At 41.4% G+C, this 12,515-nt stretch carries 13 protein-coding genes; 6 read left to right on the forward strand and 7 right to left on the reverse strand.

Annotated features, from left to right (window positions below; all coding sequences use genetic code 11):
• Nucleotides 1–3: 3 nt before the first annotated feature.
• Entirely contained in the window at nt 4–183 is a 180-nt protein-coding gene (locus GDK41_RS05995; protein WP_152085554.1) for a DUF2897 family protein, read from the reverse strand.
• A gap of 218 nt (nt 184–401) precedes the next feature.
• On the opposite strand from GDK41_RS05995, the gene GDK41_RS06000 reads away from it, so the two are divergent.
• Nucleotides 402–1,736: an ankyrin repeat domain-containing protein gene (locus GDK41_RS06000; RefSeq protein ID WP_152085555.1), complete on the forward strand. Its 1,335-nt coding sequence runs from the start codon at nt 402–404 to the stop codon at nt 1,734–1,736.
• Between the two features lie 26 nt (nt 1,737–1,762).
• Here the strand turns inward: GDK41_RS06000 and GDK41_RS06005 are convergent, their stop codons facing one another.
• From GDK41_RS06005 to GDK41_RS06025, 5 genes are read right to left on the reverse strand one after another with little or no spacing between them, the layout of a single operon-like run.
• Nucleotides 1,763–2,203, reverse strand: a complete 441-nt coding sequence (locus tag GDK41_RS06005) for a DUF2069 domain-containing protein (RefSeq protein ID WP_152085556.1) — start codon at nt 2,201–2,203, stop codon at nt 1,763–1,765.
• Complete coding sequence (gene wrbA / locus GDK41_RS06010) at nt 2,200–2,751, reverse strand: NAD(P)H:quinone oxidoreductase (protein ID WP_152085557.1); 552 nt, start codon at nt 2,749–2,751, stop codon at nt 2,200–2,202. The genes GDK41_RS06005 and wrbA overlap by 4 nt, the downstream gene beginning before the upstream one ends.
• Nucleotides 2,751–3,098 carry an arsenate reductase (glutaredoxin) gene (gene arsC, locus GDK41_RS06015; protein WP_152085558.1) on the reverse strand — a complete coding sequence of 116 codons (348 nt, stop codon included), beginning with the start codon at nt 3,096–3,098 and terminating at the stop codon, nt 2,751–2,753. The genes wrbA and arsC overlap by 1 nt, the downstream gene beginning before the upstream one ends.
• 48 nt (nt 3,099–3,146) lie before the next feature.
• Nucleotides 3,147–4,601 (reverse strand): M48 family metalloprotease, encoded by a 1,455-nt coding sequence (locus tag GDK41_RS06020; RefSeq protein ID WP_152085559.1) that lies wholly within the window; start codon nt 4,599–4,601, stop codon nt 3,147–3,149.
• A 1-nt stretch (nt 4,602) separates the two neighbouring features.
• A complete protein-coding gene (locus tag GDK41_RS06025) occupies nt 4,603–5,268 on the reverse strand; it encodes a hypothetical protein (RefSeq protein WP_152085560.1) in 666 nt (221 codons plus the stop codon).
• 144 nt (nt 5,269–5,412) lie between these two features.
• Here GDK41_RS06025 and GDK41_RS06030 point away from each other — a divergent pair, with 144 nt between their 5' ends.
• Nucleotides 5,413–5,646, forward strand: a complete 234-nt coding sequence (locus GDK41_RS06030) for a hypothetical protein (RefSeq protein ID WP_152085561.1) — start codon at nt 5,413–5,415, stop codon at nt 5,644–5,646.
• Nucleotides 5,639–6,721, forward strand: coding sequence for an AI-2E family transporter (locus tag GDK41_RS06035; RefSeq protein WP_152085562.1), 1,083 nt, complete (start codon nt 5,639–5,641; stop codon nt 6,719–6,721). The genes GDK41_RS06030 and GDK41_RS06035 overlap by 8 nt, the downstream gene beginning before the upstream one ends.
• Before the next feature lie 24 nt (nt 6,722–6,745).
• Here the strand turns inward: GDK41_RS06035 and GDK41_RS06040 are convergent, their stop codons facing one another.
• Nucleotides 6,746–7,783, reverse strand: coding sequence for a LacI family DNA-binding transcriptional regulator (locus GDK41_RS06040; protein WP_152085563.1), 1,038 nt, complete (start codon nt 7,781–7,783; stop codon nt 6,746–6,748).
• Nucleotides 7,784–8,082: 299 nt separating this feature from the next.
• Here GDK41_RS06040 and pgi point away from each other — a divergent pair, with 299 nt between their 5' ends.
• The 3 genes from pgi (at nt 8,083) to pgl (ending at nt 12,249) form a co-directional block, all read left to right on the forward strand.
• Entirely contained in the window at nt 8,083–9,720 is a 1,638-nt protein-coding gene (gene pgi / locus GDK41_RS06045) for a glucose-6-phosphate isomerase (RefSeq protein WP_152085564.1), read from the forward strand.
• Nucleotides 9,721–10,069: 349 nt separating this feature from the next.
• Nucleotides 10,070–11,542, forward strand: a complete 1,473-nt coding sequence (zwf, locus tag GDK41_RS06050; protein WP_152085565.1) for a glucose-6-phosphate dehydrogenase — start codon at nt 10,070–10,072, stop codon at nt 11,540–11,542.
• Nucleotides 11,542–12,249, forward strand: coding sequence for a 6-phosphogluconolactonase (gene pgl, locus GDK41_RS06055; protein WP_152085566.1), 708 nt, complete (start codon nt 11,542–11,544; stop codon nt 12,247–12,249). The genes zwf and pgl overlap by 1 nt, the downstream gene beginning before the upstream one ends.
• The last annotated feature ends 266 nt before the right edge of the window (nt 12,250–12,515 follow it).

A 12,515-nucleotide genomic window follows, 5' to 3' on the forward strand; every position in this document is an offset into this window, starting at 1 on the left:
GGTTTAATCCTCATCTTTACTACTGGGCTTACTTTTCTGCGGATCTTGTTTAGTCTGTTTATCAACCTTGCTTCTAAGATCAAACTTAGTTGAATATTTAAGTAAGGCGATATTACTCCAAACTACGCCTAGCACGGCAGCAATGATTAAAACGATATGCCAAGTCTCTAACTGTTCCTGCATTACAACCCTCGGTGTTTTTTAATAGTATATGTATAACGTTCATGCTTTACATTTATTGTAGAGTCTTTAGTGCTTGAGTGACAATTAATCTAGTTAATGTATTAGATTTAATTAAGCATTTTTAACACTATATTGGTATCATTCACTCAACAGTCAGGCTTTGCAACTTAGTCTGGCTAAGTCAGTGTATTGGTTTTATAAAAGGTGAAAACTTGCTCATGGAACATGTTTTAATTTGGCCAGCTCAGTACCCGTTGTTACTGCGTGGATTGATAGAGCAAAATGGCGCATTTATATTGGATGCGCTTGAGTCTTGGCCTGATTGTGCAACGAGTAAAGATGAACAAGGTGTCGAAACTACGGTACTACCGCCTTTGTTTTACTTACAGTGGTTAAAACCGCTGGAACCATTTGAGTCATGCTATTTTCAACATATTGATGAGTATGACGAGCAACAGCAAAACTACACTCAACAGTTGTTTGCTCATATTGAGCATTCAGGTATGACCCGACAAGAGCTCACTATTATGTTGCTCGAGCGATTTGCGCAATATAGCGATCTTACGTTGCAAAAAGATTCGGTTACTTACCCAAATTATTTTGAGCTGTTAGTGTCATTAAAATATGAGCAAGTTTTTGCTTGGTGTTTAGCGTCGGGGATGACATTGACTGCCGAAGAAACATGCAGTTTGTGGGGAGAAAGTGACTTCAAACCTGCGATAGAACAACACATCACAACATGCATCAGTGATACTCAGGCTGTTTCTGAGCTGGCCACAGGAAAATTACTGCAAAATGGTGGCGAGTATTATCGATTACTAGAGTTGCTGTTTGATGATAAAGCGCAAATAACCCAGTTGCTTGAGCAAGCACTTTTGAACCAAGTAATGTTAGCAGATGTAAAGCAGCCTGCACTTATGACTTTGTTAGCACAAGGCGCAACGGGTACTGAACGTGATACACAAGGCCGCTCAGTGCTAATGTGGGCCATTGAAAAGGGGTTTGTTAACGTTGTTGAGAAACTCTTAGCGCATCACAATGTGCACGACACGGATGAACAAGGACAGACTCTGATGCATTTTGCCGTCAAGTCTAACCTAGCGAGCATGATTGACTTGTTGATAAGCCATGGTGTTGACCCTTTAAAAGAGGATAACGCAGGACAAACACCATACCGATTAACCCTGAAACTCTCTTTGTTAATTGCAAAGAAGACGCTTGAACAACATGGAATTAAAGAACTCTCTGAGCAAGGTAAATTGTTGAAAATTAAGCAAGTGCATTTTCTTTATGCGTTGGTTACGCTGTTACTTCCTGTTCAGCTAGTGCTGTTTTTTAGTGAACAGATCGAAGATAAATCTCTCGTTGTATGGGCCGCAACAGGGCTTGGCTTAGCATTATTTTGGTCGGCGCGAAATGTTAGAAGAGGGCTGCTTTACCCAAATATGCCACATCCTTGGTCTCTTAAAGGGCTTAGTGCATTGAGTTGGTTTAGCGTGAGCGCACAAGTTTTGTTTGCATTGTTAATATTAACAACCTTGCTACGTGGGTAAACCAGTAGCAAGGTATTGCGAGTGATTTAGTTTTTTTCGTTGCTATCGTGGGCTGCCTTTTCTTCTGCAAGCTCCTCTTTTAATTTACGAATTTTTAGCCCCAACTCTTGGCCTCTATGACGCGCATAGTAAGTACAGCCAATAAACATGGCAGTGGCAAAAATCAGTTCAAGCGCCACCCATAGTATTTCCTCAGGTGACACCCAAAGTAGGCTTAGGCCATGAATGAAGTAGATCATGACAATAAAGTTAGCCCACGCGTAGGTGTAGGGCTTGTCTTGCACGATCCCTTTTAGCGGTAACAACAAAGGTAAAATATATACAGCGAAGACAAAACCTGCGCTGTAGCCTTCACGTGGTGCGAGAATAAACAGCCAAGTTGGCATCAGGAACAATAGCCCAATATAGCCAAACAGTGCTAAACGTTGATAGGTTAGAGTAATAGGTTTTTTACTGGGTTTTGTCATTTTAGTTTACTTGCAATGTTAAATAGTCTGGTTCCGACCGCGCGACAAATTCTCTTCTCGCATTCACTTAATTGGCTAGAGTTATCTTTGCCAGCAACATGGCTGGCGCCGTAAGGGGTGCCACCTGTTGTTGTGCTCAGTAATTCTGGTACATCATAAGGTACGCCCAGTAACATCATGCCGTGATGTAAAAGTGGTAATGATAGGTTTAAGAGAGTCGCTTCGTTACCACCATGCATACTGCTTGAAGAAGAAAATACACAGGCAGGTTTATCAATAAGTTGACCTTTTAACCATAAATCGCTGGTGGTTTCCCAAAACGTTTTTGCTTGTGCGGCCATCATGCCAAAGCGGGTTGGGGTGCCAAATGCTAAGCCATCACAATCTATGAGATCTTGCTTAGTTATTACTTGGTCATAGTCGTTTTTTTTCTCAAATGTTCTTAGTTTTACGTCTGCGCCATGAAATTCCAAGGTGTCACTGATCTCGTGTGCCATGGCTGCAACTGAGCCATGACTAGAGTGATAAAGAACAACAACGTTAACCATTAAAGGATATTCAATACAGATTCAGGTGGGCGGCCTAGCGCAGCTTTTTGCTGCTTTACCACAATGGGTCGCTCTATAAGCTTAGGGTTATCGACCATTGCTTGCCTAAGCGTTGCTTCATCAGTCTCTTTGCTCAAACCAAGCTCTTTAAATAGCGTTTCTTTACTTCTAACCAGTTGGTGTGCTGAGTCAAAACCAAGTTGTTGGACTAGCTCGTTGAGCGTATCTAGACTCATTGGAGTTTTTAAATATTCAACAACACGCGGAGTAAAGCCTTTCTCTTCTAGTAAAGCAAGCGTTTCACGCGACTTTGAACAACGTGGATTATGATAAATAGTAACTGACATATCTATTCCTATTGGTTTTTGTCTATTTTAATAGATGTGACTTATGACTTAAAGCTTAGCGAGCTCTTTTTGCATTTGTCGATATTGGCTCAATAATGCCTTCAGTCTGGTTTCTTTTACGGATTCTTGTTCACTGGTGTGATTTAAAGCACGTTGGATCTCGTCTGCGGCTTTGATATATGCGCCATACTGGGCCAATAAGCTCGCATGCATTTCATGATAAGCAGCTTTATCACCTTGCTCTTTGTACACTTTAGTTAGTAAGTCTTTGGCAAGAGCATGATCTGGCTTTTCAAGCAAAAACAATTTTAATAGCTTTTCTGCGTTTTCCAGTTGTTCAGCTTCGATTGCGGCATTGGCCAAATTAAGTGTGATAACTTGATTGTTCGGGCGAAATTCATGTTTGAGCTGTAAAAGTTTAGTGGCTTGCTCAGGTTTTTTTTGTGCGATAAGTAAATCAGTGTATGCGTCTAAATAGAACAGGTTGTTCTCGTCTTCTTTGAGCAGCTTATCCAGTAAGCGCTGTGACTGCTCTAACTTACCTTGATCAAGTAAACTCAGCGCAAGTCCGTACTCCAAAGCTTGTTTATTTAGTTCTGTGGCTTTTAGTCGTAATTGGTTTTCAAAATAGCTTTGAGCTTGCGGGCTTTCAAACTGATAACGGGCAAGAACACGACTTTTAGCCAATTCAAACTTTAAACTTACAGGTACGTATCGTGGTTCAAATTGCTGTGCTCTTAATCGCACATCTGAGATACGAGAATCAGGTAATGGGTGCGTAAGCAAAAACGCGGGCGGTTTGGTTTGGTATCTGACTTGCGCGGCGAGTTTAGCTAAAAACTCACTCGATTGTGTGGGGTCAAAGCCCGCTTCATACAGCGTTTGCATGCCAAAACGGTCGGCTTCCTGTTCAGCTTTTCGGCTATGAGATAGTTGACTCAATTGCTGTTGAGTTGAACTGGCAGAAATTATAGCCATGCCCGCATCAGGTGCAACAATGGTGGTTAATATACCAGCAATCATGCCTGCAAGGCTCAACGCGCTGTTGTCTTTGGCTTGTTGCATTCGCCTTGCTAGGTGACGTTGCGTAACGTGAGCCACCTCGTGTCCAAGTACTGATGCGAGTTGTGATTCATTGTCGGCTTGAGCAATTAAGCCAGTATGTACACCAACGTGACCGCCGTAAAAGGCAAATGCGTTAATGGCTTGATTGTTAACCCAAAAGAATGAAAAGCCAAAACGAACATCATTGGCATTGGCAACGAGCCGATTGCCCAGGCTGGTTAAGTATTCATCAAGCACCGGGTCTTGCACTAATGGCAGGCGACTTCTGATCTGCATCATCATCACTTCCCCAATAGCTTGTTCTTTTTCTAGCGGCAAGGCTTGCAGGGCTGATGTGCCCAAATCGGGAAGCTTTAAAGCACTTTGTCCATGACTGGTGTGACTTGCTATTAGCATTATCGACCCGACTACACCATGGAACAGAGGTTTTAATCTCATATTAATCCTTGTTTATATTTTCACCGAGCATAAGGCGAGCGACATCCACTTCGTCATTACAGGCTCGACTATCTCTTTCACACATTTGATAAAAATCTTTAATTGTGACCCCATCAGTCGAGACTATGTTCATTTCAGAGTGTAAAAAACTGATAATTTTGTGTACTACTTTATGAGCATGTAAAATAAGCGCTTTATCTGCTGCATCGCCACGCTCAAAGAAAAAGGCGATGAACTTGTGCAACTGATTAATTCTAATTAGGTTTTTCATACTGTGGGGATCCCACACATTAAACTCAATTAACCGGTTGTCTTTTACGTATTGGTCTATTTGAGTATGTTTGGCAAAAGGGTAAGCCCATAATTCAAAACCTCTATCGGTAAAGACTTGATGCAGCGCCAAACGAGGCGGGGTTTCGCAGTGGATCAAACCATTGTCGTCTTCGTAACCGCCTAACAATTCTATATTCCAATTACGTTTGTCGAGTACTCTTTTTACCGCATTATCAAAGCCGTGATGTAATATACCTTCCGTTTCACTGATTGAAGAAGCAACCATATGATAGAAAGGTGGTAGTTCACCCCAGTTTATTTGTTTTTTGTACCAGTTGATTTCTTTGAGTGTAGGGTTGGCTGGCAAAGTGGCCTTACTATTTGCTTTTGGCATGGCAAGCCGTACTCCGAATTTATTCTTATTTTTAAGGATAAACCAAAGCGGGATTTCAAGCCACAGGAACTGGCTTTTTGTTACTTAGTCTTAATGCTAACATGCTACACTCGGATGAATATGTGGTCGGAGGCAACTTAAAGTATGACGTTAGCAGTAAAAGTGGATCTATCAAGCTATCAGTGTCCACAGCTATTCGTTCAATTCAAATGGCAACTCAAACAAGCACAACAGCGCAAAGTTAAAAAATTGCATCTTTATTATCTTTGTGAACAAGACATTAGTGATATAGTACGCTACCTAGAGCAGCACAAATTTACCTATTCACGTCAGCAAGGCTCAGCGCCATTTTTAGAGGTAAGTATTGACCATGTTTGATATTGTAAAAACCTGGTACCAAAATAAGTTTTCTGATCCGCACTCGGTAACATTGCTATTTATGCTAATTACATCTATCGCAATGTTATATTTCTTTGGACCTTTTGTAGTTCCGGTTCTTATTGCATTAGTGATTGCATATTTACTCGATTGGCCCGTTACTAAGTTGCAGCAATTTGTACCGAACAGAACGCTTGCTACAACACTTGTTATCTTGCTGTTTTTAGGGCTGTGTCTTGCCACATTGCTTGGCATTGTGCCTGTGCTTTGGCAGCAAATGAGTAACCTGTTACAAGAAAGCCCGCATATGATTGAGCAGGGGAAAGAGTTTTTACTGCACTTACCTGAGACCTACCCAGCATTGATATCAGCCGAACAAGTAAAAGCTTTGGTTACTAGCGTAGAGTCAAAAGTAATTGAATTTGGGCAAGTACTGGTGTCTATCTCATTGACTTCACTTAAAGACGCAGTGGCTTGGTTAATTTACCTGATACTTGTACCACTTTTGGTGTTTTTTATGCTCAAAGACAAAAAGGTTTTAACGCGTGGCATAGAGTCTATGATCCCAAAAGAGCGACGCTTGATAACTCAAGTTTGGTCGGAAATGGACCATCAGATCATGAATTATATCCGCGGTAAAGTATTTGAAATTGGGATAGTGGGCAGTGCAAGTTTTATTGCATTTTCTTTCTTAGACCTGCGTTATTCTGCATTACTTGGCGCGCTAGTTGGTCTGTCAGTTTTAATTCCGTTCGTAGGCGCAGCGTTAGTTACGATTCCTGTTGCAGCGGTTGCTATGTTTCAGTTTGGTATTGAAGCGCAGTTTTGGACTGTTGTGATTGTATATGGTGTTATTCAAGCACTTGATGGGAATGTACTAGTGCCATTACTGTTCTCTGAGGCGGTTGATTTAAACCCGGTTTATATCATCGTTGCCGTGCTATTTTTTGGCGGTTTATGGGGCTTTTGGGGGGTGTTTTTTGCTATTCCATTGGCTTCGTTAGTCAAAGCACTCGTAAATGCTTGGTCAACTCAGCGGGTTGATGAAAACCCACTGGTGGAAAAAGGCACATAATTGTGCCTTTGTTGGGCAGGCCCGTTACTGTTGTTGGGCAGGCCCGGTACTTTCGCGAACGACTAAGCTTGGCGTAAATGTGGTTTTGATATCCTTATCTTGTGTACGAGAGCCTCGAGCTTTACTAAATAATAATCTAGCAGCATGTTCAGAAATGACATCGTTAGCTTGATGCGCAGTGGTCAATTTAGGCCAAGTTTGTCGAGAGAACGGAGAGTCTTCAAATCCTGTGATTGATAGCTCAGCGGGGATGTCAATGTTCATTAGTCTGGCTGCAAATAAGGCACCAGCCGCAACCTCATCGTTACCACCCAAGATGGCGGTGATATTATTTGGGTTACCGTCTTTTAGAAGTGCTTTAGCGCCATTTACTCCCGATTCAAAGGAGTAACTGCCTTCGTAAATCAGTTCATCTGCGGGTTCAATATTGTGGTCTTTAAGTGCTTGATGGTATCCAGCTAGCCGCTCTGATGTTGATTTGTGCTCTTTGTCACCCAACACAAAAGCGATTTTTTTGTGGCCAAGAGACACTAAGTGCTCGGTAATTTCGTAGGCTGCCGCGAAATCGTTTACTAAGATACAATTGTTTTTTTGTGTGAGATCCGTATCGCGCCCAGATAGCAGCCGTACATAATGCACACCTAGCTCATCGAGCATATCAATAATACTCTGCTGCTCAGATAGCGGAGGAGTCAGAACAAGACCTGCAAGGCGAGAACGTTTAATCATCGTTTTAAAGTCATCTTGCATATTGTCATCAAGATAACTACAAGGGTGGATTACAAGCTCATATCCTTCTTCTTTACATCGAGAAAGAACACCATTTTGCATATCTATTACGTAGTAAGCGTTCGGATTGTCATAGACAAGGCCAATAGCAAACGAAGAGGTGCCAGCGAGGTTACGCGCAGCAATGTTAGGCTGATAATTCAACTCATTTACTGCACTCATTACTAAGTCATAAGTTTTTTTGCGAACCGATGGTTCTTTGTTGATCACCCGAGAGACGGTTTTCATTGATACACCGGCTAACTTAGCGACATCGTTTATGGTGACTTTCATTTTTTTATTCTTTTATGTGCGTGAGCTTATGTAAATTGCTCAAAATTCATTAAATGATCATGTGAGTAGCTTAGTCTATCTAATCTAAATTAAAAATAGCAGTATAAATATCACAAATAAATGAATGATACCGGTGTCAAAAGTATAAAATTGCGTTATTATCCACATTGTAAAATCGAAATTAAGAAAATTGACAGCGTTGTCATTGTGGCTTATGGTAGACACTGAAAATTGTCTTTTACTTGCATAATCAGTGGATAAACCACCTTGCAAGTTTCATGTTATGTTAGGGGATGAGTATGAGTTGCCGTCGTGATTTGACTAGTTGGCAGGCGTTAGAGCAATCTGCAGCAAAATTAAAGCAACAACAATTAAAAACTTTGTTTGCAAATGACCCAGCGCGTTTCAATAAGTTTTCGTGTCAAATACCTGGAGTTTTGTTCGATTACTCCAAGCAGTTAATTGATGGTACAAGCTTTTCTCAACTCATATCGCTAGCAGAGCAAGCAGATATAGCAGCATGGCGCAATAAAATGTTCAGTGGTGAAAAAATTAACTTCACTGAAGATAGAGCCGTTCTGCATGTAGCGCTCAGAAACCGTGGTAAAACTCCCATTTTTGTTGATGACCAAGATGTCATGCCACTGGTTAATGAAGAGCTCAAAAAAATAGAAAAATTTACGAATAAAGTACGTTCTGGCGAATGGCTGGGGTACTCGGGTAAGGCAGTTAAAAATGTTGTAGCTATTGGTGTAGGTGGCTCAAACCTTGGGCCGCAGATGGTGACTGAGGCGCTAGCCAATTATGCCGACGATACCCTTAAAGTGCATTATGTTTCCAATGTAGATGGCGTGCAGCTTGCTGGCGTGTTGGATGGTTTAAACCCAGAAACAACACTGTTTGTAATTTCATCAAAGACATTTACGACATCAGAGACGATGACAAACGCTCGCTCTGCAGTTAAATGGTTCTTGGATCATGAAGAGAAAGCGGCAATCGCCAAACATTTTGTTGCGGTTAGCACCAATTTAGAAAAAACGCGTGAGTTTGGCATTGCAGATGAAAACGTATTTACCATGTGGGATTGGGTCGGTGGCCGATTCTCATTATGGAGTGCAATTGGCTTACCTATTGCGCTGTATTTAGGCTTTGACAAATTTGTTGACGTGTTAGAGGGCGCATTTGAGGTTGATGAGCACTTCAAAAATGCGCCATTTGAGCAAAATATTCCACTGATCATGGCATTACTCAGTGTTTGGAACACCAGCTTTTTGGGGTATACAGCACAAGCTATTTTACCTTATGATCAAGCGTTACACATGTTGCCTGCATACTTACAGCAAGGTGAAATGGAAAGTAATGGCAAGCATGTTACTTTCAGTGGGCAAACTGTTCCTTATACAACAGTGCCATTGATTTGGGGCATGACAGGGATCAACGGTCAGCACGCGTTTTATCAGTATTTGCATCAAGGTAATAATATCGTGCCTGCAGATTTTATTGCATCGGTTAAACCTCAGGTTGAAGTAGAAAAACATCATGACATTCTGCTGTCGAACTTTTTTGCACAAACAGAAGCGATGATGGCAGGTGTAGACGAGCAACAAGTGCGTACCGACTTGCAAGCTAAAGGCAAAACAGCGGAAGAGATTGACAATCTGGTTGCTCACAAAATTCATCAGGGTAATCGTCCAACTACTTCTATATTACTGGATGTTGTTGATGCAAAAGCAGTAGGTCGCTTGATTGCTTTATATGAGCACAAAATATTTTGCCAAGGCATTCTTTTGCAGATATGTTCATTTGACCAATGGGGTGTGGAGCTTGGTAAAGGCTTGGCATCTGCGATTGAATCAGAGTTGACACAAGAAGGTGTGAATCACCCTCACGACAGTTCAACAGCTGGTTTGATAGCTTATTATAAAAACAATAGATAGATTAATAAATTCGTCTTTTTAAAAAGACAACCAGTTCACTCAACGTGAAAAAATACCTTTGAACGGGTAGCGCTGGAGTTCTTAGGGCCTGTATTTTTGTGAGAGGAATTACAGTGCCCCTAAGGCTCATTTTCTGGCTGATATATCTTCTTAAGCCAACCTCGCAATGGTAATTTGCAAACAATATTACCGCCTCACTTTGTCGTTGAACTGTTACAATCGAATTCAATTCTGCTTAAAGGCAGCGTCTGGTAGGCTAGGAATACGGCGAGATCAGACATTAATAATAAATGCGCAGTCAGTGAACGGGACATGCTTTAGCTGCGCTTAACCTTGTAGAGAGTAATTTATGCTTAATCCTTTTGATATTGTAATTTTTGGTGGGGGCGGAGATTTAGCATTACGCAAGCTATTGCCTGCGATGTATCGCGCATATCAAGAAGGTAACTTACCTGAAGGCTCTCGAATTTTGCCAACTGTTCGCGAAGAAAGTAAAAAACAAGAATATGTTGAAACAGCACAGCAAGCATTGAAGTCTTTTTTAGGTGAAGGCGAATTTAATAGCCGAGATTGGAAAGCATTTTCAACCTTTTTGGTACCTGTGGTGATTAACGTTACCGAGCCTGATGGTCACTGGGATGAGTTGCGCACAATTTTAGAGCAAGACACACAAGATAAATCGCGTGTATTTTATTTATCGTTGCCGCCTGCAGTTTATGGTACTTGCTGTGAGATCTTGTCTTCTAAAAAACTCATTACAGATACGTCAAGAGTGGTGGTTGAAAAGCCAATTGGTTACTGTGGTGAGTCTGCTGAAGAGATCAATGCAAAAATAGCGGAGTATTTTGCCGAAGAACAGATATTCCGCATCGACCATTACTTAGGTAAAGAAACGGTTCAAAATTTGATGGCGTTAAGGTTTTCAAACGCACTGTTTGAAAATTTGTGGGACGCAAAATCTATCGACAATATTCAAATCAGCATTTCTGAGACGGTTGGTTTAGAATCTCGTGCTGGGTTTTATGATAAGGCTGGTGCACTAAGAGATATGGTGCAAAACCACTTATTACAGCTATTGTGCTTAGTCGCAATGGAGTCGCCACACAAGTTAAATGCAAATAGTATTCGTGCCGAAAAGCTAAAAGTTTTAGAAGCATTAAGGCCACTCGTTGATGAACAGGTCGATGAGAATATCGTTCGCGGTCAATATGTGCCTGGCGACTTAAACGGAAAGCTTGTGCCTGGGTACTTGGAAGAACTTGGCGAAGGGTCAAGTAAAACAGAAACATTTGTTGCTATTCGCGCGCATATCGATAACTGGCGTTGGGCTGGTGTACCATTTTATCTTAGAACAGGTAAGCGTATGAAAAAGCGTTGTGCTGAGATTGTTGTTGAGTACAAATCGGTGTCACACAATGTGTATGATGAGTCAGTTGGACCAATTCAACCAAACCGCTTGGTCATTCGCCTGCAGCCAGAAGAGACAATCCAGCTTACTCTAATGTCAAAGCGCATGGATAACTTAAACATGGAATTGCAACCAGTAACGTTGAATATTGAATTAAGTGAACAATATGGTTCTAGCTTCCATTCTGATGCATATAAGCGACTGATGCTTGATGCTGCTGCGAATAATCCTGCGTTGTTTATTCACCGCGATGAAGTACGTCAAGCTTGGCAGTGGATTGATCCAATTATTGAACGTTGGCAACAAAAAGGGACGCCAGCATTGTACCGAGCAGGCTCTTGGGGGCCAGCCGATGCAGATGAGCTATTACAAGAGAATAATCACGCATGGTTTAATGTGGGAGAGAAAACATAATGGCAAATCTAACAGAGTATTTTTTTGATTCAAAAAGTGAAATGACAGAAAAATTGTCAACCTTGCTCGAAACTAACTTGGTGGCAGGGATAAATGAAAAGGGCAGTGCAGTGTTGATGGTATCTGGTGGCTCTTCGCCAGCGCCGGCATATAAACACTTATCGAGTTTGCCTTTACAGTGGGACAAAATCTCGGTTGCAATGGTTGATGAACGTTGGGTTGATGCAAACCACGAAAAATCGAATGAAGCGTTTATTAAAGAGACGTTGTTACAGAATCATGCATCAAATGCTCATTTTGTCACCATGAAAAATTCTTCACAGACAGCCATAGAAGGACAAGCAGAATGTGAGGCGGCGTATAAAAAACTAGGCCAAGCAGATGTGACGATTCTTGGTATGGGACCTGATGGCCATACTGCATCTTTGTTTCCCCACGCGGATGGCTTAGAGCAAGGTCTAAAAACATCAGATACTGTATGTGCTATTAATGCAAAACGCAGCGAAGTGACAGGTACTATTACAGAGCGAATGACGCTAACTTTGAGCGGAATAGCCAACTCGAAACAAGTGATACTGTTAATTAGTGGAGAAGAAAAAAGAGCCGTATATGAGCAGGCAAAGCAGTCAGGCTCTGAGTTTGATATTCCTCTGCGAGCGATTATTAATCACCCTGATATCAATTTAACCGTATTTTGGTGTCCGTGATTTTACGTACAAGCAAAGTGCACTTTGTTTAAAGTGCACTTTGCAATTTCTTACATGTGTTTTTGACTGCAACGACTACCTATTAAGGTAGAACCCAGCGAACTTCATTTATTATTTCTGCTACCTAATTTTCCTAGCTTGTTCACAACATAGTGTGTACTGGCAGATCTACACGTTTATAATAAACTATCAGTAAGCTTGTTACTGGCTGTAAAGCACGGTTTTACACGCCTATTTTTGTAGACAACGACAAGTTGAAAATCTAT

It is taken from the genome of Pseudoalteromonas sp. A25, from assembly GCF_009176705.1.
Taxonomy (GTDB): Bacteria; Pseudomonadota; Gammaproteobacteria; order Enterobacterales; family Alteromonadaceae; genus Pseudoalteromonas.